We start from the raw sequence: 26217 nt of genomic DNA, 5'->3' as shown, positions 1-26217 counted from the left end.
TCCAAGAGGAGGGTTCCATGGCGGTACGTGCGGCAGTGGCGGGAGCGAGTGGGTATGCGGGCGGGGAACTGCTGCGTCTGCTCCTGGGGCACCCCGGGATCGAGATCGGCGCTCTGACCGGCAACTCCAACGCGGGTCAGCGCCTGGGCGCGCTGCAGCCGCACCTCCTGCCGCTCGCGGACCGCGTCCTCCAGGAGACGACCCCCGAGGTGCTCGCCGGGCATGACGTCGTATTCCTCGCGCTGCCCCACGGGCAGTCCGCCGCCGTCGCCGAGCAGCTCGGCCCGGACGTCCTCGTCGTCGACATGGGCGCCGACTTCCGGCTGAAGGACCCGGCCGACTGGGAGAGGTTCTACGGCTCCGCGCATGCCGGGACCTGGCCGTACGGCCTCCCCGAACTGCCGGGTGCCCGCGCTGCGCTGGAGGGGTCCAAGCGCATCGCGGTGCCCGGTTGCTATCCGACGGCCGCCTCACTCGCGCTCTTCCCGGCGTACGCGGCCGGGCTGGCGGAGAACGAGGCCGTGATCGTCGCCGCCTCCGGGACGTCCGGTGCCGGAAAGGCGCCCAAGGCGCATCTGCTCGGCTCCGAGGTCATGGGCTCCATGTCCCCGTACGGCGTCGGCGGCGGCCACCGGCACACCCCCGAGATGATCCAGAACCTCGGCGCCGCCGCCGGTGAGCCCGTCACCGTCTCCTTCACGCCCACGCTCGCGCCGATGCCCCGCGGCATCCTCGCCACCTGTAGTGCGAAGGCCAAGCCCGGCGTCACCGCCGAGTCCGTACGGGCCGCGTACGAGAAGGCGTTCGCGGACGAGCTGTTCGTGCACCTGCTGCCCGAGGGCCAGTGGCCCGCCACGGCGTCCGTCTACGGTTCCAACGCCGTTCAGATCCAGGTCGCGTACGACGCCGCCGCGCACCGCATCATCGCGATCAGCGCCATCGACAACCTGACCAAGGGCACCGCGGGCGGTGCCGTGCAGAGCATGAACATTGCCCTCGGCCTCGATGAGGCCACGGGGCTTTCCACGATCGGAGTTGCACCGTGAGTGTCACGGCAGCACAGGGATTCACGGCGGCCGGTATCGCCGCCGGGATCAAGGAGAACGGCAACCCGGACCTGGCCCTCGTGGTCAACAACGGGCCCCGCCTTGCCGCCGCGGGCGTCTTCACCTCCAACCGCGTGAAGGCCGCGCCGGTCCTCTGGTCGGAACAGGTGCTCAAGAGCGGCCAGTTGACCTCCGTCGTCCTCAACTCCGGTGGCGCCAACGCCTGTACGGGGCCCAAGGGCTTCCAGGACACCCACGCCACCGCCGAGAAGGTCGCGGAGTCGCTCAGCGCCGCGGGGTTCGGGGAGACCGGCGCGGGCACGGTCGCCGTCTGCTCGACCGGCCTCATCGGCGTCCTCCTGCCGATGGACAAGCTGCTCCCGGGCGTCGACCAGGCCGTCGCCCAACTCGGCCCGCACGGCGGCGAGAAGGCCGCCATCGCCATCAAGACCACCGACACGGTCCACAAGACTTCGGTCGTGACGAACGACGGCTGGACCGTCGGCGGCATGGCCAAGGGTGCGGGCATGCTCGCCCCGGGCCTGGCCACCATGCTGGTCGTGCTCACCACCGACGCCGACGTGGACAGCGACACCCTGGACAAGGCGCTCCGCGCCGCCACCCGCGTCACCTTCGACCGCGTCGACTCCGACGGCTGCATGTCCACCAATGACACCGTGCTGCTGCTCGCCTCCGGCGCCTCCGAAGTCACCCCGGAATACGCGGATTTCGCCGAGGCCGTCCGCGCGGTCTGTGACGACCTCGGTCAGCAGCTCATCCGCGACGCCGAGGGCGCCGGCAAGGACATCAAGATCGAGGTCATCAACGCCGCGACCGAGGACGACGCCGTCGAGGTGGGCCGCTCCATCGCCCGCAACAACCTCCTCAAGTGCGCGATCCACGGTGAAGACCCCAACTGGGGACGGGTGTTGTCCGCGATCGGCACGACCAAGGCCGCCTTCGAGCCCGACCAGCTGAACGTCGCCATCAACGGCGTATGGGTCTGCAAGAACGGCGGAGTCGGCGAGGACCGCGAGCTCGTCGACATGCGCTACCGCGAAGTGCACATCGTCGCCGACCTCGCCGCCGGCGGCGAGACCGCCACGATCTGGACCAACGATCTCACCGCCGACTACGTCCACGAGAACAGCGCGTACTCCTCATGAGCAATACGGCACGGAAACACACCGCACTCCCCAAGGCCCAGATCCTCATCGAGGCGCTGCCCTGGCTGACCCGGCACAACGGCAAGACGGTCGTCGTCAAGTTCGGCGGTAATGCCATGATCGACGAGGAGCTGAAGGCGGCGTTCGCGCAGGACATCGTGTTCCTGCACCACGCAGGCCTCAAGCCCGTCGTGGTGCACGGCGGCGGCCCGCAGATCAGCGCCGCCCTCGACAAGCACGGCATCGTCAGCGAGTTCAAGGCGGGCCTGCGGGTCACCACAGAGGACGCCATGGACGTCGTACGCATGGTCCTGGCCGGGCAGGTGCAGCGCGAGCTGGTCGGGCTGCTCAACCAGCACGGGCCGCTCGCCGTCGGCATGACCGGCGAGGACGCGCACACCATCACCGCCACCAAGCACCAGCCCGAGATCGACGGCGAGCTCGTCGACATCGGCCGGGTCGGCGAGATCACCGCGATCGACACCGGTGCCATCGAGGCGCTGCTCTCCGACGGCCGCATCCCGGTCGTCTCCTCGATCGCCCGCTCCCAGGACGACGGACATGTCTACAACGTCAATGCTGATACGGCGGCTGCGGCACTCGCTGCGGCACTTGGCGCCGAAACCCTCATGGTCCTCACGGACGTCGAGGGCCTCTACGAGGACTGGCCCAACAGCGACGAGGTGATCAGTCGCCTCACCGCTTCCCAGCTGGAGAAACTGCTGCCCGAGCTGGCCAGCGGCATGGTGCCGAAGATGGAGGGCTGTCTGCACGCCGTGCGCAACGGCGTCACCACGGCCCGCGTCATCGACGGCCGGGTCCAGCACTCGATCCTGCTGGAGATCTTCACCGACGAGGGGATCGGCACGATGGTCGTGCCGGACGAGGAAGAGGGGGATGCCGTATGACCGCGAACCAGGACGTGGCCGGCAACGAAGAGCTCACCCAGCGGTGGCAGGGCTCGCTCATGGTCAACTACGGCACCCCTCGGCTGCCGCTCGTCCGCGGCGAGGGCACCAAGCTGTGGGACGCCGACGGCAAGCAGTACCTCGACTTCGTCGGCGGGATCGCGGTCAACGCACTCGGGCACGCCCACCCCGCGATCGTCGAGGCCGTGAGCAAGCAGATCGCCTCCCTCGGCCATGTCTCCAACCTCTTCATCGCCGAGCCGCCCGTCACGCTCGCCGAACGGCTGCTCCAGCTCTTCGGGCGCGAGGGCCGGGTGTACTTCTGCAACTCGGGCGCCGAGGCCAACGAGGGCGCCTTCAAGATCGGCCGGCTCACCGGCCGGACGCACATGGTCGCCACCACCGGCGGCTTCCACGGCCGGACCATGGGCGCCCTCGCCCTCACCGGCCAGCCCGCCAAGCAGGAGCCGTTCCTGCCGCTGCCCGGCGACGTCACGCATGTCCCGTACGGCGACGCGCAGGCACTGGCCGCCGCGGTCACCGAGGAGACGGCCCTCGTCATCATCGAGCCGATCCAAGGTGAGAACGGGGTTGTGGTCCCGCCCGCCGGATATCTGAAGGCGGCTCGTGCCATCACCGCCGCCACCGGATCGCTGCTGGTTCTCGACGAGGTACAGACCGGAATCGGTCGGACCGGACACTGGTTTGAGTACCAGGCCCACGAGGGCGTCCTGCCCGACATCGTCACGCTCGCCAAGGGCCTCGGCGGCGGACTGCCGCTCGGCGCCACCGTCGCCTTCGGCCGGGCCGCCGGGCTGCTGAAGCCCGGACACCACGGCACGACCTTCGGCGGCAACCCGGTCGTCTGCGCCGCCGGACTCGCCGTACTCGACACGATCGAGTCCGAGGGCCTCCTGGAGAACGTGAAGTCCGCGAGCGAGAAGCTGCGGGACGGAATCGAGTCACTCGGGCACCCGTTGATCGACCATGTCCGGGGTGCGGGGCTGCTCCTGGGTATCGTGCTCACCGAGCCGCTCGCGCCCCAGGTGCAGCAGGCGGCTCAGGACGCCGGTTTCCTGGTGAACGCGCCCGCCCCCGATGTCGTACGGCTGATGCCGCCGCTGAACCTCGGCGACGACGAGGTGGACGCGTTCCTCCAGGCCCTTCCCGGCATCCTCGACGCAGCCAACGGGGACGGATGATCCCGGGAAATGGGACGACGACGATGAGTCAGGCGCAGGACCATGAGCACGCAGGGCCTGCCGTGCCGCAGACCCGCACCGCACGCCACCGCCGGATCGTGGACATCCTCAACCGGCAACCGGTGCGCTCGCAGAGCCAGTTGGCGAAGCTTCTCGCCGACGACGGGCTGAGCGTCACGCAGGCGACGCTCTCCCGGGACCTGGACGAGCTGAACGCGGTGAAGATCCGCAACAACGACGGCGATCTGATCTACGCGGTGCCGAGTGAGGGCGGGTTCCGTACGCCGCGCGCTCCGCTGGGGGAGTCGGCGAAGGAAGAGCGGATGCGTCGGCTGTCCGCGGAGCTGCTGATCTCCGCGGAGGCCTCCGCGAACCTCGTGGTTCTGCGTACCCCGCCGGGGGCTGCGCAGTTCTTGGCCTCGGCTATTGATCAGGCTGAGCTGCAGGACATCCTTGGCACCATTGCCGGGGACGACACGTTGCTGTTGATCAGTCGGAATCCCACGGGGGGTCAGGCTTTGGCCGATCACTTGTTGCGGTTGGCTCAGAACAATCACTGAGGTTGTCGGTCGGGTGCGGGTTGTCTGTGGCTGGTCGCGCAGTTCCCCGCGCCCCTATCGGGGCGCTGTCCTCACCCCAGGCGTTGAGCCAAGCCCCCGGTGCATCTGACCTCGTCTCCCGCCGTGATCAGCAAGGCCTCGATGTCCGGGAGCGACTCCAGCCAGTCCAACGCCTGGCGGGAGCCCATTGCGAAGGCTGCCGTTGCCCAGGCGTCCACCCAGGTCAGGTGGGGGCCGACCACGGTCACCGCCACCAGGTCGGTGACCGCGGACTTGCCGGTGCTCGGGTCGACGATGTGGGCGCCGCGCTCGGCTGTGCCGGAGGTGGCCACGGCCAGTTCGTCGACGCCGGCCGCGGAGACCACGGCCGCGAGTGAGCCCGGGCGGAGCGGGTCCGAGATGCCGACCCGCCAGGGCCGGTGCGACCCGGGCACGCCGTACAGCTGGACGTCGCCGCCGCCGTTGACGCTCACCCCGCTCGCCCCGGCGGCGGCGAGGTGCCGGGCCGCGCGCTCGGTTGCCCAGCCCTTCACGATCCCCGTCGGGTCGAGCCGTCCCTCGTACCTCGTGCTGAACCAGCCCTCGCTCAGCCGCTCGGCCTCCGCGCCCAGACCGAGCACCTCGGCGACCTCGGGATCGCACTGCTCGACGCTCAGTTCACCGCGCGCCAGCCGCGAGATCTGGCTGTCCTCGCGGTAGGTGCTGAACACCTCGTCCACGCGGTGGAGTTGGGCGATCGCCTCCTCCAACGCCGCCTGGACGGGCCCCGGTTCTCCTCCCCGTACGTCGAAGGAGAAGACCGTACCCATGACCTCCTCGGCGTGGCGCAGCGCGGGCGGCGCCTCCGCGGACTCAGCCACCGGCCTTGTCCAGGGCCGACTGGAGGGACTGCTTGTAGCCACCGCTGGTGTAGGTGGCACCGGAGACGGCGTCGATGTCGGCGCTCCCGGCCGCGACGGCCTCCTGGTTGAGCTTGGGTACGGCCAGCGCGGTCTTCTGGCTGCTGGTGCCGCCGCTGGGTGCCTGGACCGCCTCGGCCTTGGTGATCTTGTCGCCGCTCACGGTGATGCGGACCTGGACCGGCCCGTACTGGGTCTGGGCGACGTTTCCGGTGATGATGCGGGCCTGCGTGGCGGGGGCCTGGGTGGCCGGTGCCTGGGGCGACGAGGACGAGCCCGAAGAACCGGCGGCCGACCCCGAGGATCCCGACGTACCGCTGCCCGCGGTCTTGGCTTTGTCCAGGGCCGACTGGAGGGACTGCTTGTAGCCGCTGCTGGTGTAGGTCGCCCCCGAGACCGCGTCGATGTCCGCGCTCTGGGCGGCGACGGCCTCCTCGTTGAGTTTGGGGATGGCCAGCGCGGTCTTCTGGTCGCTGGTGCCGCCCTTGGGAGCCTGGACGGCTTCCGCTTTGGTGATCTTGCCGCCGCTCATGGTGAGCCGTACCTGGACGGGCCCGTACTGGGTCTGGGTGACGCTTCCGGTGACGGTCTGCGAGCCCGTCTGTGACGCGCTGCCGCCCTGGGGCGACTCCTGCCCGGCCGCCGTCTGCTGGGCCGCCGCTCCGCCCTGCGCCGACGCGGCGGCCGGATCGGACGCGGGCTTCAGCGACAGCAGCAGGACGATCCCGGACACGGTGGCGGCGGTGGCGAGCACGACGCGCCGAATGGGGTGGCTCTTCTTCATCGCTCCTGACTCCCGTCGCTCACATCTCGAACGACTCGTGATGGATGCGGCGGGCGGGGACCCCCGCGCCGCGCAGTGCTTCGTACACCTCTTGGGCGAAGCCGGGCGGCCCGCACATGAAGACGTCGTGGCGGTCGATGTCCGGCAGCTTGCGGCGCAACGTTTCCGCCGAGATGTCCGGGCGCTCCCCGTCGGGGCTGTTGACCGCGTACATCAGGCGGGCCCCGCGCTCCTTGGAGATGACGGCGAGCTCGTCCCACAGGGCCAGGTCCTGGGTGCTGTTGGCCCGGTAGAGCAGCGTCAGGTCACCGGACGCGCCGGGCAGGGTTTCGAACAGCGCCCGCATCGGCGTGATCCCGACGCCGCCCGCCACCAGCAGCACCTTGCCGCGGCTGCGCTTGCCCGCCGTCAGTGCCCCGTACGGGCCCTCGGCCCAGACCCGGGTGCCCGGCTCCAGGTCGCGCAGCGCGGAACTGTGGTCGCCGATCGCCTTCACGGTGATGCGCAGCATGGTGGGGCGGGGCGCCGCCGACAGTGAGTACGGGTGGGAACTCAGCCGCATGCCCGGTGCCAGGAAGCGCCAGCGGAAGAACTGCCCGGCCTCCGCGCCCATCCGGTGCAGCTTCCGCCCGCTGATCAGCACCGACACGATCCCGGGCGTCTCCTCGATGACCGCCTCGACCCGCATCCGGTGCTTCAGGTTGAGCCGGATCGGCGAGAGGATCCGGTACCAGAGAACGAGCGCGGTCACCGACCCGTACAGCCCGTACCAGACGGTCTTCGCGGTGGGCTCCACGGCGAAGTCGTTGCCGGTGGACAGCTGGTGCCAGAACGTCAGGAACACGGCGGCGTACGTCAACAGGTGGACGTGGTACCAGGTGTCGTACGGGATCAGCCGGCGGACACCGCCGATGGAGATGAACCCGATGAGCACCAGCAGACCCGTGCCGATCGCGGCCTTGCCCATGTCGGGCAGCTGGTTGACCGAGTCGATGGTCTGCTGCACGATCCCGCCGAGCCCCTTGCCGGACTGCAGGGCGTAGCCCCACATGGTCAGGAAGAGATGGGCCAGGACCAGACAGATCGTGTACCGGCCGCTCATGGCGTGCCAGCGGGCGACCCGGTCGGAGCCCACCCGGCGTTCCAGGGCGGGAACCCGGGCCATCTGCAGCACCACGAGCGCCATCAGATAGCCGGCGAGCAGCCCGGTGATCCGGCCCGCGTTGAGGATCTTGCTGTTGTCGTCAGCGATGGACGGGGTGTTGTTCCACCACAGCCAGATGACCCCGGCCGCGCCCGCCCAGACGGCGAGCAGCAACGGGACGGCGGGCGAGCGGCGTGGGCGAATACGGCGCATGGTCTGGCGCCGCGCGGCGCGACCACCGGCGATCGTGGACACGGTTCCTCCGTGTGTCGTCCGTGGGGACGGGGCGAGGGGAGTGGCCCCCTGGCCCAGAGATACGGTCCCCGACGGCCGTGCGTTCAGAGGCCCGCCGAGTCCAGTGCCGACTGGAGGGACTGCTTGTACCCGTCGCTGGTGTACGTGGCCCCCGAGACGGAGTCGATCTGCGCGCTCTGGGCCGCCAGCGCCTCCCGCCTGAGCTGCGGAATCGCGTAGCTGTTGATCTCCTGGTCCTTCGGATTGTCGGTGGGGTACGCGACCGCCGTGACATCGGTGATCCTGCCGTTCTTCACCGTCACGCGCACCTGGACGGGGCCCCAACGGGTCTGGACGGTGTCGCCGGTGACCGTCTTGGTACCCGTGCTCTTCGTGCTTCCGGAGCTGCTGCTGGGGGAGCTGCTCGGGGAGCCTCCGGATGTGCCTCCGGATGAGCTTCCGGAGGACTGGGACTGGCCCGACGACGAGGACGCCTGGACCACGGTCGGTGGCGTGTGCGGCTTCAGCGACAGCAGCAGGACGACACCGGTGACGGTGGTCGCGGCGGCCAGCGTCACTCGCCGCAGCGGACGGTTCTTCTTCAGGGCGTGCAAGGCGGCCTCACAGCTCGAACGACTCGTGGTGGATACGGCGGTCGGGGACCCCCGCCGCGCGCAGCGCCTCGTACAGGTCCCGCGCCATCGCGGGCGGGCCGCAGAGGTAGATGTCGTGCCCGGCGATGTCCGGCACGGCCTCGCGCAGGGATTCGGCGGTGAATCGCGGACGCGTCCCGTCGGCGCCGTTGACCGCGTACAGGACGCGCGCCCCGCGCCACTTCGCGATGGCCTCCAACTCGGCGCCCAACGCGAGGTCTTCGGCCGTACGCGCCCGGTAGAGCAGCGTGAGGTCACCGGGCAGCGCCTCGAACAGGGCGCGCAACGGGGTGATGCCGACGCCGCCCGCGATCAGCAGGGCCTTGGGCGCGGTGCTCCGCTCGGCGGTCAGCGCGCCGTACGGGCCCTCCGCCCACACCCGGGTGCCGGGCCGCAGCAGCCCCACGGCGGCGCTGTGGTCGCCGAGCGCCTTCACGGTGATCCGCATCAGGTCGGGGCGCGGCGGCGCCGACAGCGAGTACGGCGTGGAGGTCCACCGCATCCCCTCGGCGAGGAACCGCCAGCGGAAGAACTGCCCGGCCTGGGCCTTCAGTTCGTCCAGCCGCTCCCCGCGTACGACGATGGAGAAGACGCCCGGCGCCTCGCGGTACACGGACTCGACGCGCAGCTTGTGCCGCAGGTTCAGCCGCACCGGCGCGAGCAGCCGGAACCACACGACCAGCGCGGCCGTGCCCAGATAGAGCACGTACCAGGCGGCCCGCGCGGCGGCGCTGCCGACGAAGTCCGAGCCGAGCGCGAGCTGGTGGAAGAAGGCGAGGAACACGGCCACGTAGGTGAGCAGGTGCACGTAGTACCAGAACTCGTGGCTGATCCGGCGGCGGGCCACGCGCGCCGAAGTGATCCCGACGGCGAAGAGGATGAGCGTGCCGATCGTGGCCTTGAGCATGTCCGGGTAGTCGAACACCACACTCAGCGTCTCGTCCACGATGCCCGACCCGTCCTGGGCGGCGTACCCGAAGAGGATCAGCGCGATGTGCGCGACGAGCAGGCAGACCGTGTACCGGCCCGCCATGGCGTGCCAGCGGGCCACCCGGTCGGAGCCGATGCGCCGCTCCAGAAGCGGGACCCGGGCCATCAGCGCCACCAGGATCGCGCAGCTGTAGCCGCACAGCAGCCCGCAGATCCTCCCGGCGTCGGTCAGCCAGCCGGCGAGGCCCACCACCGACCGGGTGTCGTACCACCACAGGGCGACGACCGCGGCGGCGCCGGCCCACAGCAGGGCCAGCAGCGGCCCGGCGGGGGAGGGCCGGGGGCGCCGACGCCCTCGTGCCTGGCGCGGGAGGGCCGCCCGCTCGTACGTCGTGGTCATATGTCCGTCCTTCCGGATGTCCGGGAGGAAACTGTGCGTCCGGAACTTCTGAGGACGCTCTGAACGGATGCGCGACGCCGCCCCACGCCGGACCGCTCACCGCGGACTCAGAGAAAACTCAGAGGCGGGAGGGGGCGGCGCGACCTCGCCGAGGGGTGATCCTGGAGAGGACATGAACACTCCCCGCTCCCGAGGCAACGGCCGGCTCGCGCTCACCCGGCCCGACGGCACCCCCGTACGCGTCCTCGTCGTCGACGACGACCCGGATCTCGCCGAGGTGCTCTCCGGGGCCCTGCGTTACGAGGGCTGGGAGGTGCGCACGGCGGGCGACGGGGCCTCGGCCGTCACCGAGGCCCGGGAGCTGCTGCCCGACGCCGTCGTCCTCGACGTGATGCTCCCGGACACCGACGGTTTCGCCGTACTGCGCCGACTGCACACCGTGAAGCCCGACGTCTGCGTCCTCTTCCTCACCGCGCGGGACGCCGTCGAGGACCGGATCGCCGGCATCACCGCGGGCGGCGACGACTACGTCACCAAGCCGTTCAGCCTGGAGGAGGTCGTCGCCCGGCTGCGCGGACTGCTGCGCCGCGCGGGCATGGCCCGGCAGCTGGACGAGGGGCCCCGGCTCACCGTCGGCGACCTGGTCATGGACGAGGAGGCCCGCGAGGTGACCCGCGGCGGCAAGCTGATCGAGCTGTCGCCGACCGAGTTCGAACTGCTGCGCTTCCTGATGCGCAATCCGCGCCGCGTCCTCAGCAAGGCGCAGATCCTCGACCGTGTGTGGTCGTACGACTTCGGCGGCCAGGCCCATGTTGTCGAGCTCTACATCTCGTATCTCCGCAAGAAGGTGGACGTGGGTCGCGAACCCATGATCCACACGGTGCGGGGCGCCGGATATGTGATCAAGCCGGTGGCGGGATGACACCGCGGCGGTGGCCGTGGCCGACGCGGCCGTGGGCGTGGGCGAGGCGCCGATGGTCGTGGCTGGGAGCGGGCGTGCGAAGGCTGCCGCGCCCGCGCACGATGCGGGCCCGGCTCACCGCGGGGCTCGTGGTGCTGCTCGCCGTCAGCTGCGCCGCCGTCGGGGTGGCCGCCGTGTACGAACTGAACGGCTTCCTCACCGGGCGCCTCGACCAGCAGTTGCGCGACGTGGGAGTGCGGTTCCCCGCGAGTCTTGAGCACCCGACGGCCACACCGAAGTCGGACCACGACGGCGACGAACATGGCGACACCCGCAAGCAGAGCACCGGCACCTTCGGCGCCCGGCTGCTGGGCGGGGACGTGACCAACGCGTCGGTCGTACCCTCCGGCACCAACGCGACCGCCCAGAACGTGAACGTGACAGCCGCCGACAGGAAGGCCCTCACCGGAGTCCCGGCCGACGGCAGGGCACACACCATCTGTCTGACAGGGGTGGGCGAGTACCGCGTGATGGCGGCGCGGGGACTCGACGGTGACGTCCTGATCACCGGGTTGCCGATGGAGCCGGTCACGGCCGCGGTCCACCGTCTGGAGCTGGTGGCCTCCGCCGTCTTCGGCGCGGCCCTCGCGATCGCCGGTATAGCCGGAGCCTTCTGGGTGCGCTGGTCGCTGCGCCCGCTGAGCCGGGTCGCCGCTACCGCCACCCGGGTCAGCGAACTCCCGCTCGCCAGCGGCGAGGTGGCGTTGCCGCCGCGCGCGCCCGAGTCCGATCCGCGCAGCGAGGTGGGCCGTGTCGCCGGTGCCTTCAACCGCATGCTCGGCCATGTCGAGGACGCGCTGACCAAGCGGCACGCGAGCGAGGAACGGCTGCGCAGCTTCGCCGCCGACGCCAGCCATGAGCTGCGCACCCCGGTCGCCTCGGTCCGCGGCCACGCGGAACTGGCGCTGCTGCACCCGGGCCCGGTGCCCCCCAAGGTGACCCGCGCCCTGGAACGCATCGCCGCCGAGTCGGCCCGTATGGGCGAGATGGTCGACGACCTGCTGCTGCTCGCCCGCCTCGACGCCGGCCGCCCCCTCGAACAGCTCCCCGTGGACCTCACCCACCTCGTCCTCGACTCGGTCACCGACGCACGAGCCGCCGGCCCCGACCGCCGCTGGACCCTGGAGCTCGCCGAGGAGCCGGTCACGGTGACGGGCGACGCACACCGACTCCAACAGGTGTTGGCCAACCTGTTGGCCAACGCACGTTTGCACACACCCGTTGACACCAAGGTCACGGTGTCACTGGAGGTCGACGACACGACGGCCGTCCTGACGGTCCACGACGACGGCCCGGGAGTCCCGGAGGACGTCCAGCCTGGCGTCTTCGAACGCTTCACCCGAGCCGATCGCCGCCGCACCGGTGGCGCGGGCGGTGGCGCGGGGCTGGGCCTGTCGATCGTGGCGGCGGTGGTGGAGGCTCACGGCGGAACGGTCACCCTGGAGAGCCGCCCGGGGGCGACGAGGTTCACGGTCCGACTGCCGACCGACGGCGACGGAAGCGCCCCTTAAGGGGCGCGGGGCTGTGACATGTGCGGCTCCGCCGCGCGGGCGCGACCAGCCACGTACAACCCGCACCCAAAAGACAACAGAACGCTGCTCAAACCGAACGCGGCGGCAACGGAAGCGGCAACCCAGGCAACCCATCCAGGCTCGTAGCCACGTGATCCTTCTTCGTGAAGTACTCGCTCAGCGAGACGTCGTCCTCCCGAGCAAACCGCTTCGCATGCAGATCACGATCCTCGTCATACGACATGAACGGCACCGCATAGCCACAGGTGTCCCGAACAAGTTCGGCAGTCACGACGATGATCGCGCGCAGACCGTGCGGGGTCGGGTCGATGGAAGGGAAGTGACCGAGCAGCCCCTTGAAGCGCGGATCGTCACGGAAGACCGGCTCACCACGCCCATGCACCCGCACGATGTTCGGTGGCCCCTGGAACGCACACCACATGAGGGTGATCCGGCCGTTCTCCCTCAGGTGCGCGATGGTCTCGGCATTGCTTCCGGCGAAGTCCAGATAGGCCACGGTCAGTTCGTCGATCACGGCGAACGAACCGGTGACTCCCTTGGGGGAGAGGTTGACCGTGCCGTCCCCGGACAGGGGCGCGGTCGCGGTGAAGAAGAGGGGCTGCGCCTCGATGAACGTACGCAGTCTGCCGTCTATGCGCTCATAGGTCTTTCCCATGTCTAACGATTATTGAGGAAAGTCGTTCGCCCGTCTAAGGAATTAAAGGTTCCGTGGCCGACGGTTCTGTGGTCGACGGTTCCGTGGCCACCCCGGCCGGCGCGCGGGGCGGCCACGGAGTCCGTCATGCGCCGTCCGTCACTTGTTGAGCGTGCAGGTGGCGAGCGAGTCCAGGCCCTGCGGCTTGGCCGCGGTGCGCCCGATGGAGATGGCGATGCGGTCGATGGTGGAGACCCGCTTGTCCTTCAGGGGACCGAGGATCGCGTTCTGGACGAAGTTCGGTCCGCCCTGCCCGACGGTGTTCACCAGTCGCGTGTTGGCCTCGGAGATCTGGGTGTTCAGCAGCGCCAGATTGCGGTCGACCTCGGCCTTCGCGGAGGCGGGAATCGCCGGCAACTTCGACGCGACGTCCGGGCAGCTGATGGTGCCGGCGGCGGTCGAGCCGCTCGCGGTGCCGGCGGCGCCACTCGCCTGCGCGGTCGCCGCGGCACTCGCGCTCGCGGTCGGCGTCGCGGCGGCGGCACCCCCCACCGCGTTCAGCGTGCACGGGGCGAGCGCGTCCAGACCTTGCGGCTTGGCCGCGGTGCGCCCGATGGCCGTGGCGATGCGATTGATCGTGGCGACCCGCTTGTCCTTGAGGGGGCCGAGGATCGCGTTCTGGATGAAGTTCGGTCCGCCCTGGCCGACCGTGTCGACGAGCCGCTTGTTGGCCTCGGAGATCTGGGTGTTCAGCAGTGTGAGGTTGCGGTCGACCTCGGCCTTGGCGGAGGCGGGGATCGCGGGCAGGCTCGGCGCGACGGCCGGGCAGTTCACGGTGCCCGGGGACGCGGCCTTCGTCGTGGCGTTCTGCGCGCCGCTCTTGGATGTCTCCCCGGCCAAGGCGTTGCCGGCGATCACCGCTCCGGACAGCACCACTGCGGCGGCGCCGCCGATCATCACGACGCGGCGCTTGTTGTACTTCGGAAGGGCCCTGGACATGCGGAAGCCTCACTTGGTCAGGAGTGGGTGCACGGGAAGTTGGGTGCACGGGAAGCGGGTGTACGAGCGGGTGTACAAACGCGGCGCCTGCGTTCGGGGGGAAGTACGGGAAAGCGATTTCCTGCGTTCAATCACCGCTGAGATTTTCGAATCGGCCGCTCCCGGCGCCCCGCCCCGGCACCCCTGCCCTGACGGCCCCTCGATTGACGAATCATGCAGAGTGCTGCATACTCATGCATGTCAGCGAATGCAGTGTGAGGAGAAACCCGTGACCGAGCGCGTCGTACTCGCCTACTCAGGCGGTCTGGACACCTCCGTCGCCATCGGCTGGATCGCCGAGGAGACGGGCGCCGAGGTCATCGCTGTCGCGGTCGACGTCGGCCAGGGCGGCGAGGACCTGGACGTCATCCGTAAGCGCGCGCTCGCCTGCGGTGCCGTCGAGGCCGAGGTCGCGGACGCCAAGGACGAGTTCGCCGACGAGTACTGCCTCCCGGCGATCAAGGCCAACGCTCTCTACATGGACCGCTACCCGCTGGTCTCCGCCCTCTCCCGCCCGACGATCGTCAAGCACCTCGTCGCCGCCGCCCAGAAGCACGGCGCCACCACGGTCGCCCACGGCTGCACCGGCAAGGGCAACGACCAGGTCCGCTTCGAGGCCGGCATCGTCGCCCTCGCCCCCGACCTCAAGTGCATCGCCCCGGTCCGTGACTACGCGATGACCCGGGACAAGGCGATCGCCTTCTGCGAGGAGAAGCAGCTCCCGATCGCCACCACCAAGAAGTCCCCGTACTCCATCGACCAGAACGTCTTCGGGCGCGCGGTCGAGACGGGCTTCCTGGAGGACATCTGGAACGCGCCGATCGAGGACATCTACGAGTACACCTCGAACCCGGCCACCCCACGCGTGGCCGACGAGGTCGTCATCTCCTTCAAGGAGGGCGTCCCGGTCGCCATCGACGGCAAGCCCGTCACCGTGCTCCAGGCCATTCAGCAGCTCAACGAGCGCGCCGGCGCCCAGGGCATCGGCCGGATCGACATGGTCGAGGACCGGCTCGTGGGCATCAAGTCCCGCGAGGTGTACGAGGCTCCGGGCGCGATCGCGCTCATCACGGCCCACCAGGAGCTGGAGAACGTCACCGTCGAGCGCGAACTGGCCCGCTACAAGCGGCAGGTCGAGCAGCGCTGGGGCGAACTGGTCTACGACGGCCAGTGGTTCTCCCCGCTCAAGCGCGCCCTGGACGGCTTCATCAACGAGGCCAACCAGCACGTCAACGGCGACATCCGGATGACCCTGCACGGCGGCCGCGCGGTCGTCACCGGCCGGCGCTCCGACACCTCGCTCTACGACTTCAACCTCGCGACGTACGACACGGGCGACTCGTTCGACCAGGCCGCGGCCAAGGGCTTCATCGACATCTACAGCCTGTCGTCGAAGATCGCCGCCAAGCGGGACCAGGCGTAAGCCAGGTCCGCCCGGCGCAAACCTCCCACGCACTAGCGTCTCTGATCGGCCAGAGAGCCTGAATATTGCTCAGGATGTGAGCCAATCGCCTTCGTGCCCTGGTGCTGAATGGCAGGAGCCGTCAGTCCGCGTGGCACGTCCCTCCGGACGCTGGTCGGTGAGGTCTTGCGACCTCGCCGAGGAGGGTGCCCGACGTCGCCTGGGCGCCGGGCGTGCGCGTGACACTCTGCCACGGAGTGGTTACGTTTGGCTAATCCGATTGGCCGCCTCCTCACTCACAGGTGGGGAGGCACTGGCACATCAACATCCATGTCTTCTAGGAGCACGCAAGTGAGCAGCAACAGCGGAGACGTACGGCTCTGGGGCGGCCGTTTCGCCGACGGTCCCGCCGAGGCCCTGGCCAAGCTGTCCGCGTCGGTCCACTTCGACTGGCGTCTCGCGCCGTACGACATCGCCGGATCACGCGCCCACGCGCGCGTGCTGCACAAGGCGAACCTCCTCACGGAGGACGAGGTGACGCGGATGATCGCGGGCCTCGACGAGCTCGAAGCCGATGTCGCGGACGGGTCCTTCGTGGGCACCATCGCCGACGAGGACGTGCACACCGCCCTGGAACGCGGACTGCTGGAGCGCCTCGGCCCCGACCTCGGCGGCAAGCTGCGCGCCGGCCGCTCCCGCAACGACCAGGTCGCGACCCTCTTCCGCATGTACCTGCGCGACCACGCCCGCATCATCGGTGGTCTGATCGCCGAGCTCCAGGACGCGCTGATCGGTCTGGCCGAGGCGCACCCGGATGTCGCGATGCCGGGCCGTACGCACCTCCAGCACGCTCAGCCGGTGCTCTTCGCCCACCACGTCCTCGCGCATGTCCAGTCCCTGTCCCGGGACGCCGAGCGGCTGCGCCAGTGGGACGAGCGGACGGCCGTGTCGCCGTACGGCTCGGGCGCGCTGGCCGGTTCGTCGCTCGGCCTGGACCCGGAGGCGGTCGCGAAGGACCTCGGCTTCGAGCACGGCTCCGTCGCGAACTCCATCGACGGCACGGCCTCGCGCGACTTCGTCGCCGAGTTCGCCTTCATCACCGCGATGATCGGCGTCAACCTCTCCCGGATCGCCGAAGAGGTCATCATCTGGAACACGAAGGAGTTCTCCTTCGTCACCCTCCACGACGCGTTCTCGACCGGCTCGTCGATCATGCCGCAGAAGAAGAACCCGGACATCGCGGAGCTGGCGCGTGGCAAGTCGGGCCGTCTGATCGGTAACCTCACCGGCCTGATGGCGACCCTCAAGGCCCTCCCGCTCGCGTACAACCGTGACCTCCAGGAGGACAAGGAGCCGGTCTTCGACTCCTGCGACCAGCTGGAGGTCCTGCTCCCCGCGTTCACCGGCATGATGGCCACGCTGACCGTCAACCGTGAGCGCATGGAGGAGCTGGCCCCGGCCGGCTTCTCGCTCGCCACCGACATCGCCGAGTGGCTGGTCAAGCAGGGCGTGCCGTTCCGCGTCGCGCACGAGGTCGCCGGCGAGTGCGTGAAGGTGGCGGAGGCCGACGGCATCGAGCTGGACGGTCTGACCGACGAGCAGTTCGCGAAGATCAGCGCCCACCTGACTCCGGAGGTGCGGTCGGTCCTCAATGTCCCCGGCGCCCTGGCGTCCCGCGACGGCCGAGGCGGCACGGCCCCGAGCGCGGTCGCGATCCAGCTGGCCGAGGTGAAGACGGACGTGGCGGCCCAGCACGCGTGGGCCACGGCCAAAGAGAAGCGGTAAGGGAAGCGCCCCGAAAGGGGCGCGGGGAACTGCGCGAGCAACCCCCACAATCCCGCACCCGCCAAATCACCGCACCGACCGAGCGCTGAGGCGGAGGTCATCGCGGGTTACGTTGGTCAGGAGCCGCACCGGAGCCGACCGAACGGAGCCCGCGATGCCCTTCGCCCGTCTCGCGACCGCCACGACGCCCACCTGCCACATCGGCCTGGGCCTCGCCGCAGTAGGCCGCCCGGGTTACATCAACCTCGGTCGAGACCATGACCTCGGAGAGAATCGCAGCGTCGAAACGCTGCGCGCCCGCACCCACGAGCTCCTCGAAGCCGCCTACGCCCAGGGTGTGCGTTACTTCGACGTCGCCCGGTCCTACGGCCGCTCCGAGGAGTTCCTCGCCGACTGGCTGGGCGGCAGGCCCGACATCGACGACGTCGTGGTCGGCAGCAAATGGGGCTATACCTACACGGCGGACTGGCGGACCGACGCCGAGGCGCACGAGGTCAAGGACCACAGTGTCGCCACCTACGAGCGGCAGCGCGCCGAGACGGCCGAGCTGCTCGACGACCGGCTCGACCTCTACCAGATCCACTCGCTGACCCCGGACAGCCCGGCCCTCACCGACAAGGAACTCCACGCCAAGCTCGCCGAAGCTGCCGCGCAGGGCCTCTCCATCGGCTTCTCCACCAGCGGGCCCGCCCAGGCCGACGCCATCCGCGCCGCGCTCGCCGTGACGGTCGAGGGCGAGCCCCTCTTCCGTACCGTCCAGTCCACCTACAACGTGCTGGAGACCTCGGCCGCGCCCGCGCTCGCCGAGGCCCATGACGCCGGACTCACGGTGATCGTCAAGGAGGGCATGGCCAACGGCCGGCTCGCGGATCCTCATGCGCCGGACGCGCTGAAGGCCATCGCCGCGGAGACCACCCTGGGCTGCGACGCCGTGGCCCTCGCGCTGATCCTGCGGCAGCCCTGGGCGGGCGTCGTGCTGTCCGGCGCGGCCACCGCGGGCCAGCTCGCCTCGAACCTGCACGCGGCGGTCGTCGACCTCGACGACGACCAGCTGTCCCGGCTCGCGGCCCTGGCCGAGGACCCGCGTGCGTACTGGGAGCGACGCGGACAGCTGCCCTGGCACTGAGCGCCCCGTGAAGTGGGGGCACCGAGCCCCCCGTGAACAGTGAGCGCTAAGCCCCTCCCCGTGAACAGGGGGGCACTAAGAGACACCGCAAGCAAGGAGGGTGTGAGACTCTCGCGAGTCTGGTGAGACAATGATGTCTCACATGGTCTATGCTTGTCTCATGGCTGTCGACCGCGAACACGTGCTGCGCAGCGCAGCCGCCCTGCTCACCCGCAAATCCACCGCCACCATGGACGAGGTCGCCAAGGCGGCCGGGATCAGCCGGGCCACACTGCACCGCCAGTTCGCGGGGCGCGACGCACTCGTACGGGCGCTGGAGGCGCTCGGAATCGAGGAGTGCGAGGCGGCCCTGGACGCCGCCCGCCCCGACGAGGGCGCAGCCCAAGAAGCCGTACGCCGTCTGGTGAAGGAGCTGGAGAAGGCGGCCGGCCTGCTCGCCTTCCTCTACACCGAGAACCAGCTGTTCGAGGGCGAGGAGCAGAACGAGGGCTGGGCGCGGATAGACGCCCGGATCGCCGCGCTGTTCCGGCGCGGCCAGGACAGCGGCGAGTTCCGCATCGACCTCACCCCGGCCTGGCTCACCGAAGCGCTCTACGGGCTGATGGCCTCGGGGGCGTGGGCCGTGACCGAAGGCCGGGTCGCCACCAAGGACTTCCACTACATGATCGTCGAGCTGCTGCTCGGCGGCGCACTAAGGAGAGAGGAACCATGACCAGCACCCTGCAGCCGGCTGTCGCGACGGAGGTGGAGAAGCGCCCGGGCCGTTGGCTCGCGCTCTCCGTCCTCGTCCTCGCCGTGCTGTTGGTGGCCGTCGACGCGACCGTCCTCGGCCTCGCGACCCCGTACATCAGCGAGGACTTGAAGCCCTCGGGCACGCAGCTCCTGTGGATCGGTGACGTCTACTCGTTCGTCATCGCCGGTCTGCTCGTCTCCATGGGCAGCCTCGGCGACCGCATCGGCCGCAAGAAGCTGCTGCTCGTCGGCGCCACCGCGTTCGGCCTGATATCGGTGCTCAACGCCTATGCCACGACACCGGAGTTGATGATCCTGGCGCGGGCGCTGCTCGGTGTCGCGGGCGCCACCCTGATGCCCGCCACGCTCGCCCTGATCCGCAACATCTTCCACGACCCGCGCGAGCGCAGCCTCGCCATCGGCATCTGGGGCGCAACCGCCTCGGCCGGTACGGCAGTCGGCCCGGTCGTCGGAGGTCTTCTGCTCGAACACTTCTGGTGGGGTTCCGTCTTCCTCATCAACCTCCCCGTGATGGTCGTCCTCGTCCTCGTCGGCATCAAGCTGCTGCCCGAGTCGAAGAGCCCGAGCCGCGGCCCGTGGGACCTGACCAGCGTCGCGCTCTCGCTCGTCGGAGTGATCGGCGTCGTGTACGCGGTGAAGGAGGCCGCCGCGCACGGGCTCGCCTGGGAGCCGACGGCCGCGGGCCTGCTCGGTGCCGCCGCCCTGTACTGGTTCGTACGACGTCAACTCACGCTGCCCGCACCGCTGTTGGACGTACGGCTGTTCCGCAACCGGGGCTTCTCCGGAGCGGTGCTCGCCGACCTGTTCACCGTCCTCGGTATGTCCGGGCTCGTCTTCTTCCTCTCCCAGTACCTGCAACTCGTGCAGGGCAGGGGGCCGTTCGAGGCCGGGCTCGCCGAAGTCCCCGCAGCCGTGGGCGCGGTGGCGACGGGTCTGGTCGCGGGCTCGGTCGCCCGGCGGTTCTCGGTGCGAGCCGTGGTCACCGGCGGTCTCGCCGCGGTGGGCCTGGCGCTCGGTGCGCTCACCCTGCTGAGCCAGTCCACCGGCTACCCGCTGCTCGGCGCCGCGCTGCTGTTCGTCGGCATCGGCGCGGGCTTCTCGTTCACCGTCACCGCCGACGTGATCCTCTCCAGCGTGCCCAAGGAGCAGGCGGGCGCCGCGTCCGCGGTCTCCGAAACGGCGTACGAACTGGGCGCCGCCCTCGGCATCGCCCTGCTCGGCTCCATCGTCACCGGCGTCTACGCGGGCTTCACCGGCCCGGCGGGCACCCCGGCCGAGGCCCATGAGTCATTGGGCGGCGCGCGCGAGGCGGCAAAGGGCCTGCCGGCCCACACCTCCGAGCCCATGCTCAACGCGGCCCGCGAGTCCTTCGTCGACGGCCTCACCCTCGCGTCGGGCGGCGGAGCGATCGTGCTCCTCGCCACAGCGGCGGCGGCATGGTTCTTGCTGAAAGGACAGAGGTTGGAAACGGGACTCGAGGAGGCGCCCCGATAGGGGCGCGGGGAACTGCGCGAGCAACCCACGAGCAGCCGCACACGCCGAACGGCAGATGCCCAACGGCGCTGTGCGGTCTTCCCCTTCCGCTGCGCGCCTACGCGGCCTTGGCCTTCGTGGCGTACATGTCCACATACTCCTGCCCCGACAACCGCATGACCTCAGTCATCACCGAGTCGGTCACGGCCCGCAGCACATACCGGTCACGGTCCATACCCTCGTACCGCGAGAACTCCATGGCCTCACCGAAGCGAACCGTGACACGACCCGGCCGCGGCATACCCGCACCCCCGGGCTGGATCTTGTCCGTGCCGATGATGGCGAACGGGACGACGGGCGCGCCGGTCATCATGGCCAGCCGGGCGATACCCGTACGGCCACGGTAGAGCCGGCCGTCGGGGGAGCGGGTGCCCTCCGGGTAGATGCTGAAGACCTTGCCCTCCTCCAGCACCCGGCGGCCGGTCATCAGCGCCGCGACACCGCCGCGGCCGCCGTCCCGGTCGACCGGGATCATGCCGCAGCCGGTGAAGAACCAGGCCATCAGGCGGCCCTTGACGCCCTTGCCGGTGACGTACTCGTCCTTGCCGATGAAGAAGACCTGGCGGTCGCAGAAGAGCGGCATGATCATCGAGTCGATGAACGTGAGATGGTTGCCGGCCAGGATGACCGGACCGTCACCCGGGATGTGCTCCACGCCCTCCACCCGTGGGCGGAACATCAGGCGCATGATCGGTCCGAGCACTGCCTTGATGAGCGCGAAGCGGGACAACGGGCCCTCCGGTGTCAAGGGATCGGTATGGAAGTCTGTGCAGGTGAGGACGATACTCGCGGCCCCCGGGTGATTGCACATCGGGTTCACCGACTGGATACGCACTGTTGACGCAGGTTTACCTGCGGTGGCGCGCCAGTGGGCGGCCGACATGCGGGCGACACGATGTGACGGACATCGCGCGTCGCACCTGGCGAACGGGTGAAAGCGTCCTCGCCGACCGCCTACCCGCCCCTCTCGCTTCGAAGCCGACGGACCGTCACATTCCGCATTCCGTACGACATCCAGGGTCACCCACGTGTTCGACCGCAGGTCTCCCTCCCGTCATGGGAGGGCACCTACGATCGTCCCGCTTTGACACGCGGGGGCACTACGGCGGGAGGAGCGCTCATGGGGGCGCAGCAGTCGCACGAGTCGCAGGAGTCGAACGGACAGGAGTGGGGCACGGCGCGGCGAGCCCTGCTCGGGGCCGCGGTGCTCGGGGCCGGCGGAGCCGTCCTCGGACTGCCCGGCGCGGCGAGAGCCGGCGAGCGGCAAGGGGGCGGCAGCTCCTCCGGTGGTTACCGGAGCCTGCCCAAGCCCACCGTCATCGGGCACCGCGGGGCCAGCGGCTACCGGCCGGAGCACACCTTCGGCTCGTACCAGCTGGCCCTCGACCTGGGCGCGGACGTCGTCGAGGCGGGCGACCTGGTGCCCACCAAGGACGGCCACCTCGTATGCCGTCACGAGCCGGAGATCGGCGGGACCACGGATGTCTCGGCGCACCCCGAGTTCGCCGGCCGCAAGACGACCAAGACCCTCGACGGGGTCGCCGTCACCGGCTGGTTCACCGAGGACTTCACGCTCGCCGAGCTGAAGACCCTGCGCGCTGTCGAGCGCATCCCGGCCAACCGCCCGCACAACACCCTCTACGACGGCCGCTGGGAGATCCCCACGTTCGAAGAGGTGCTCCGCTGGCAGGACGAGCAGACCCGCAAGCGCGGCAAGCAGGTCTGGATCTACCCCGAGACCAAGCACCCCACCTACTTCCGCAAGCTGGGCCTCGGCCTGGAGGAGCGGGTCGCGGGGCTGCTGCGCAAGTACGGCAAGGACAAGAAGAACTCGCCCGTCATCCTGCAGTCCTTCGAGCCGAGCAGCATCCAGCGCCTGAACAAGCTGGTCGGCAACCCGCTCGTCGTGCTGCTCTCCGCCGCGAGCACCCGCCCCTGGGACTTCGTGGAGGCGGGCGACCCGCGCACGGTCGCCGACCTCATCACTCCGAAGGGCCTCGCCGAGATCGCCTCGTACGCGCAGGGCATCGGCCCGACCCTCGACCTGGTCATCCCGAAGGACGCGAGCGGCGCCCTCCTCACGCCGACCACGCTCGTCGACGACGCGCACGACGCGGGCCTGATCCTGCACCCGTACACCATGCGCAACGAGAACCCCTTCCTGCCCGCGAACTTCCGCAAGGGCACCGACCCGACCGCGTACGGCGACGTCTTCGGCGCGTTCAAGACATACTTCGCGACCGGCATCGACGGTGTCTTCTCCGACAACGCGGACACCGCGGTGCTCGCCCGCGCGGACTTCGTCAACGGATGACCCCGCCACCCCGGTTGGGGTGACAGTCGGCCGCCTCGGCAACCTCGCGCCGGGGCGGCCGCGTCGTGCCGCATATGACACACGACATGGTTGCCACGCTGCGCCCGCTCCTCGCCGCCGAGGCCTCGGCCGAGGCATATGCGTCCGGAGCCGAGCAGAGCGATCTGGAACAGGCCGTCTGGCTGCGCCTCCTGGAGCGACTCGACGCGGGCGGCCCGCCCGTCGACCCGCAGGGGTGGGTGCGCCGCGCCGTACGCTCCGAGGCCCGCCGCAGCCGCCGTACGGCCCGCATCGAACTGCCCTACGCCGCCGAACCCGCCGACGACCGCGGGCCCGGCCCCGAGCAGCAGGCGATGACCGCCGACCGTCGTCGCGCGCTGCACGCCGCGGTGCGCCGGCTGCCCGGCCGTTGCCCGAGCCTGATGGCGGCGCTGCTCTCCCCGGATGACCTCACCTACCGGGAGATCGCGGGGGAGTTGGGTATCTCACAGGGCAGTCTTGGTCCGGAACGCTCCAGATGTCTGGGATGTCTGCGTCGATTGCTCACGGTGGAGGTTGCGGCTCGCTGACGGCGGGGATAGGAGTGAGGGACGACCGGTGGAACAGGTGAGCGGGAGGTATGCACACATGGGCATGAGCGTGACCATCTCGGCGGCGACCGAGCAGGACGCCGAGCAGATCCTCAAGCTGCAGTACCTCTGCTACCAGAGCGAGGCCGAGCTGTACGGCGACTACGGCATCGAGCCGCTCACGCAGCCGCTCGACTCCCTCAGGGCGGAACTGGCGGGCGGCACCGTCCTGGTGGCCCGGCTCGGAGAAGAGGTGGTGGCCTCGGTCCGCGGCGCGGTGGACGCCGACGGCACGGCCCGCATCAACAAGCTCATCGTCCACCCGCGTATGCAGAGCCACGGCCTCGGCGGACGTCTGCTCGCCGCGATCGAGGCACAACTCGGCGCGGACGGCGCGGCCAAGTCCTTCCAGCTCTTCACCGGCCACCGCAGCGAGCGCAACCTGCGCCTGTACCGCAAGCACGGCTACGCGCCGGTCTCCCGGGAACAGGTCGACGAGCGGCTCACCCTGGTGACCCTGGCGAAGGGCGCCGACGCGGGCGCGCTCGCGGCCAGCGCATAGCGCTCACCGAGCGCCCGTATGTCTTACCGGACGGCCGTACGGGCCTTGCGCAGCCAGTACATCGCCGACAGCGGCAGCAGCACCGGGATGAACAGATAGCCCATCCCGTAGTCCGACCACACCGTGGCGTCGGGGAAGGCGGACGGCTCCACCAGCGTCCAGGTCCCGACGATCAGCACACCCGCGAGCTCGGCGGCGCAGCACACCAGCGCCGCCCTGCGGGCCGTCTCGCCGCCGCGAACGAGCGAGTACGTGATGAAGCCGTAGACGACACCCGCGACCGCGGACAGCGAGTAGGCGAGCGGCGCCTTGTCGAACTCCGTCGAGATCTGCACGGCGGACCGCGAGACCGCGCCGACGACCATCACGCCGTACAGCCAGAGCAGCAGCATGCCCGGGCCGCTGATGAGTCGCGTCCGCTTCTTCCGCGCCTCGCCGGGCACGATCCCGTTCTCCTCCGTGGCCGTCATCTCAGCCTCCCCAGATGTCATAGAGCCGCACCTCAAGGACGGCGAGGACGATTCCGCCGGCCGCCACCGTGACCGAACCCCAGCGGGTGCGCTCCGCCAGCGACATGAAGCCCACGGCCGGAACACAGGCGAAGGCGCCGAGCAGATACGCCACGAAGATCGTCGTGCCCTGCTCCGCCTTCTCCCCACGCGCCAGCTGCACGATGCCGATCACCAGCTGAACCGCGGCGAGCAGCGACACCACGGCCATGCCGATGAAGTGCCAGTCCTTCGTGGGCTGATCACGGTAGGCGGCCCAGCCGCACCAGGCGGCGAGCGCGAGCGCGGCGACGGCGGTGGCAACCGTCAGGGCATCAAGCATGCCGCGACCCTATTACGACCCAAAAGACCCGGTGCCCTCGCCCCCGGCCGTCAGGCGGTCGTCTCGTCGGCGACGAGCCCGGCGTTCGCGGCCCGCCGCCACAGTGTGTGGTGCCACTCGTTGGCGTCGGGCGCGGGCCGGTCGGTGAGTACCGGGTTCGGGCCGGTCTCGATGAGATGCAGCAATGTCCACGCGACGCCGTAGCAGTCGTCCGGCCCGAAGCAGCCCACCAGCGCTCCGGCTTCCTCGGCCGTGACAGGTCGCGTGATCGCCTCCAGTTGCCGCACCCGCCGGTCGATCTCGTCCTCGTCGGCGTCCCAGTCGGGCAGCGGCCCGGCGGTCGCGAAGGCCTGCACTTCGGGTCTCATGCCAGGAGGATCGACGCCGGTGGTCCCGTCCGGCAAGTTCCGGCAGCCCCGTAGGGTCGACGGCATGAAGATCCACGCTGAAGCCCTTCTGTTCGACAACGACGGAACGCTCGTCTCATCCCTGGCGTCGGTGAACCGGTGCTGGACCCGATGGGCGCGGGAGTACGGCATCACGGCCGAGGACTTCGCCCGGATCGAACTGCACGGCCGGCCCGCCGTCGAGATAGCCGCCGACCTGCTGCCCGCCGGCATCGTCCCGCAGGCCCTCGCGCGGATCGAGCAGCTGGAGGTCGAGGACGTACCCGGCGGAGTTGAGGCGCTGCCCGGCACCCTGGCGCTGCTCGACTCCCTGCCCGCCGAGCGCTGGGCCGTGGTGACCTCCGCCACCCGGCGGCTGGCCGAGGCGCGGCTCGACGAGGTCGGCATCCGTCCCAAGACGATGATCGCCGCCGACGACATCACCCGCGGCAAGCCCGACCCCGAGCCCTACCTCCTCGCCGCCCGCGAACTGGGCGTCGACCCGGCCCGCTGCGTCGTCTTCGAGGACGCCCCCGCCGGGCTCCAGGCGGGCCGCGCCGCCGGGATGACCACCGTGGCGTTGGCCACAACCCATCAGGCCCACGAGCTGGATGCCGACCTCGTGGTCAAGGACCTCTCCGCCCTGTCCGTACTGGTCACGCGTACCGGAGTGGAGATCTCCGTCCGCGACTGAAAGGCGTCCACCACTGTCCGCATAGCGGACAGTGGTGGCAGGCTCCACCTGTGGTTCTGCTTTACTTGATCCCATGACCACGACGAGCAGCCGCATCCTTGCGACCGAGGCGACCATGACGCCCGGTGCTCGTTGTATGTGTCGAATGTGCGCCTTCTAGAGGGCCCCTGC

The 26217-nt window shown here is 70.0% G+C and carries 27 protein-coding genes; 16 read left to right on the top strand and 11 right to left on the bottom strand.

The window, feature by feature from the left end:
• Positions 1-17: 17 nt before the first annotated feature.
• The 5 genes from argC to OG975_RS09130 are packed head-to-tail and all read left to right on the top strand — an operon-like array spanning position 18 to position 4882.
• Positions 18-1046, top strand: coding sequence for an N-acetyl-gamma-glutamyl-phosphate reductase (argC, locus tag OG975_RS09150; RefSeq protein ID WP_406328640.1), 1029 nt, complete (start codon positions 18-20; stop codon positions 1044-1046).
• Positions 1043-2212 (top strand): bifunctional glutamate N-acetyltransferase/amino-acid acetyltransferase ArgJ, encoded by a 1170-nt coding sequence (gene argJ, locus OG975_RS09145; RefSeq protein WP_406328639.1) that lies wholly within the window; start codon positions 1043-1045, stop codon positions 2210-2212. The genes argC and argJ overlap by 4 nt, the downstream gene beginning before the upstream one ends.
• Positions 2209-3120: an acetylglutamate kinase gene (gene argB, locus OG975_RS09140; RefSeq protein WP_406328637.1), complete on the top strand. Its 912-nt coding sequence runs from the start codon at positions 2209-2211 to the stop codon at positions 3118-3120. Before argJ ends, argB begins: the two co-directional genes overlap by 4 nt.
• Entirely contained in the window at positions 3117-4322 is a 1206-nt protein-coding gene (locus OG975_RS09135) for an acetylornithine transaminase (protein ID WP_406328636.1), read from the top strand. The genes argB and OG975_RS09135 overlap by 4 nt, the downstream gene beginning before the upstream one ends.
• Positions 4323-4345: 23 nt before the next feature.
• Entirely contained in the window at positions 4346-4882 is a 537-nt protein-coding gene (locus OG975_RS09130) for an arginine repressor (protein WP_327427364.1), read from the top strand.
• 71 nt (positions 4883-4953) lie between these two features.
• Here the strand turns inward: OG975_RS09130 and OG975_RS09125 are convergent, their stop codons facing one another.
• The 5 genes from OG975_RS09125 to OG975_RS09105 form a co-directional block, all read right to left on the bottom strand.
• Positions 4954-5742 carry an FAD:protein FMN transferase gene (locus OG975_RS09125; protein WP_406328634.1) on the bottom strand — a complete coding sequence of 263 codons (789 nt, stop codon included), beginning with the start codon at positions 5740-5742 and terminating at the stop codon, positions 4954-4956.
• Positions 5735-6565 (bottom strand): FMN-binding protein, encoded by an 831-nt coding sequence (locus tag OG975_RS09120; RefSeq protein WP_406328633.1) that lies wholly within the window; start codon positions 6563-6565, stop codon positions 5735-5737. Before OG975_RS09120 ends, OG975_RS09125 begins: the two co-directional genes overlap by 8 nt.
• Before the next feature lie 19 nt (positions 6566-6584).
• Positions 6585-7922, bottom strand: coding sequence for a ferric reductase-like transmembrane domain-containing protein (locus OG975_RS09115; protein WP_406336212.1), 1338 nt, complete (start codon positions 7920-7922; stop codon positions 6585-6587).
• Between the two features lie 125 nt (positions 7923-8047).
• On the bottom strand, positions 8048-8557 hold the full coding sequence (locus OG975_RS09110) for an FMN-binding protein (protein ID WP_406328631.1): 510 nt from the start codon (positions 8555-8557) through the stop codon (positions 8048-8050).
• A 7-nt stretch (positions 8558-8564) separates the two neighbouring features.
• Positions 8565-9926, bottom strand: a complete 1362-nt coding sequence (locus tag OG975_RS09105; RefSeq protein ID WP_406328630.1) for a ferric reductase-like transmembrane domain-containing protein — start codon at positions 9924-9926, stop codon at positions 8565-8567.
• A 172-nt stretch (positions 9927-10098) separates the two neighbouring features.
• Here OG975_RS09105 and OG975_RS09100 point away from each other — a divergent pair, with 172 nt between their 5' ends.
• Complete coding sequence (locus tag OG975_RS09100) at positions 10099-10848, top strand: response regulator transcription factor (protein WP_406328628.1); 750 nt, start codon at positions 10099-10101, stop codon at positions 10846-10848.
• 101 nt (positions 10849-10949) lie between these two features.
• A complete protein-coding gene (locus OG975_RS09095; protein ID WP_406336211.1) occupies positions 10950-12398 on the top strand; it encodes a sensor histidine kinase in 1449 nt (482 codons plus the stop codon).
• 88 nt (positions 12399-12486) lie between these two features.
• Here OG975_RS09095 and OG975_RS09090 read toward each other — a convergent pair whose 3' ends face one another.
• Positions 12487-13074 (bottom strand): pyridoxamine 5'-phosphate oxidase family protein, encoded by a 588-nt coding sequence (locus OG975_RS09090; protein ID WP_406328627.1) that lies wholly within the window; start codon positions 13072-13074, stop codon positions 12487-12489.
• A gap of 138 nt (positions 13075-13212) precedes the next feature.
• The gene (locus OG975_RS09085) at positions 13213-14052 is read right to left on the bottom strand and encodes a hypothetical protein (protein WP_406328626.1); all 840 of its coding nucleotides are present in this window, start codon (positions 14050-14052) and stop codon (positions 13213-13215) included.
• A gap of 268 nt (positions 14053-14320) precedes the next feature.
• On the opposite strand from OG975_RS09085, the gene OG975_RS09080 reads away from it, so the two are divergent.
• The 5 genes from OG975_RS09080 (at position 14321) to OG975_RS09060 (ending at position 20651) form a co-directional block, all read left to right on the top strand.
• Positions 14321-15514: an argininosuccinate synthase gene (locus tag OG975_RS09080; RefSeq protein WP_406328624.1), complete on the top strand. Its 1194-nt coding sequence runs from the start codon at positions 14321-14323 to the stop codon at positions 15512-15514.
• 330 nt (positions 15515-15844) lie between these two features.
• Positions 15845-17278 carry an argininosuccinate lyase gene (gene argH, locus OG975_RS09075; RefSeq protein WP_406328623.1) on the top strand — a complete coding sequence of 478 codons (1434 nt, stop codon included), beginning with the start codon at positions 15845-15847 and terminating at the stop codon, positions 17276-17278.
• 154 nt (positions 17279-17432) lie between these two features.
• A complete protein-coding gene (locus OG975_RS09070; protein ID WP_406328621.1) occupies positions 17433-18404 on the top strand; it encodes an aldo/keto reductase in 972 nt (323 codons plus the stop codon).
• 160 nt (positions 18405-18564) lie between these two features.
• Positions 18565-19116 (top strand): TetR/AcrR family transcriptional regulator, encoded by a 552-nt coding sequence (locus OG975_RS09065; RefSeq protein WP_406328620.1) that lies wholly within the window; start codon positions 18565-18567, stop codon positions 19114-19116.
• A complete protein-coding gene (locus OG975_RS09060) occupies positions 19113-20651 on the top strand; it encodes an MFS transporter (RefSeq protein WP_406328619.1) in 1539 nt (512 codons plus the stop codon). Before OG975_RS09065 ends, OG975_RS09060 begins: the two co-directional genes overlap by 4 nt.
• A gap of 97 nt (positions 20652-20748) precedes the next feature.
• Here OG975_RS09060 and OG975_RS09055 read toward each other — a convergent pair whose 3' ends face one another.
• Positions 20749-21501: a lysophospholipid acyltransferase family protein gene (locus OG975_RS09055; protein WP_406328618.1), complete on the bottom strand. Its 753-nt coding sequence runs from the start codon at positions 21499-21501 to the stop codon at positions 20749-20751.
• Positions 21502-21810: 309 nt separating this feature from the next.
• On the opposite strand from OG975_RS09055, the gene OG975_RS09050 reads away from it, so the two are divergent.
• The 3 genes from OG975_RS09050 to OG975_RS09040 all read left to right on the top strand — a co-directional run bounded on the left by OG975_RS09050 (position 21811) and on the right by OG975_RS09040 (position 24135).
• Positions 21811-23004 carry a glycerophosphodiester phosphodiesterase gene (locus tag OG975_RS09050; RefSeq protein WP_406328617.1) on the top strand — a complete coding sequence of 398 codons (1194 nt, stop codon included), beginning with the start codon at positions 21811-21813 and terminating at the stop codon, positions 23002-23004.
• A 74-nt stretch (positions 23005-23078) separates the two neighbouring features.
• Positions 23079-23573, top strand: a complete 495-nt coding sequence (locus OG975_RS09045; protein ID WP_406328616.1) for a sigma-70 family RNA polymerase sigma factor — start codon at positions 23079-23081, stop codon at positions 23571-23573.
• A gap of 58 nt (positions 23574-23631) precedes the next feature.
• Positions 23632-24135: a GNAT family N-acetyltransferase gene (locus tag OG975_RS09040; RefSeq protein WP_327427349.1), complete on the top strand. Its 504-nt coding sequence runs from the start codon at positions 23632-23634 to the stop codon at positions 24133-24135.
• Positions 24136-24158: 23 nt separating this feature from the next.
• Here the strand turns inward: OG975_RS09040 and OG975_RS09035 are convergent, their stop codons facing one another.
• Genes OG975_RS09035 through OG975_RS09025 form a run of 3 tightly spaced genes read right to left on the bottom strand, consistent with a single transcriptional unit; the run spans position 24159 to position 25334 of the window.
• A complete protein-coding gene (locus tag OG975_RS09035) occupies positions 24159-24605 on the bottom strand; it encodes a hypothetical protein (protein ID WP_406328614.1) in 447 nt (148 codons plus the stop codon).
• Between the two features lies 1 nt (position 24606).
• Complete coding sequence (locus OG975_RS09030; protein WP_330303245.1) at positions 24607-24966, bottom strand: hypothetical protein; 360 nt, start codon at positions 24964-24966, stop codon at positions 24607-24609.
• 50 nt (positions 24967-25016) lie between these two features.
• The gene (locus OG975_RS09025) at positions 25017-25334 is read right to left on the bottom strand and encodes a hypothetical protein (protein WP_406328612.1); all 318 of its coding nucleotides are present in this window, start codon (positions 25332-25334) and stop codon (positions 25017-25019) included.
• A gap of 64 nt (positions 25335-25398) precedes the next feature.
• Between OG975_RS09025 and OG975_RS09020 the strand changes: the two genes are divergently transcribed.
• A complete protein-coding gene (locus OG975_RS09020) occupies positions 25399-26046 on the top strand; it encodes an HAD family hydrolase (protein WP_406328610.1) in 648 nt (215 codons plus the stop codon).
• Positions 26047-26217 lie beyond the last annotated feature (171 nt).

Source organism: Streptomyces sp. NBC_00203 (assembly GCF_045206325.1).
GTDB classification, from domain to species: domain Bacteria; phylum Actinomycetota; class Actinomycetes; order Streptomycetales; family Streptomycetaceae; genus Streptomyces; species Streptomyces lutosisoli.
Note: the sequence above shows the minus strand (reverse complement) of the source record. Positions and strands in the feature narration are given on the sequence as shown.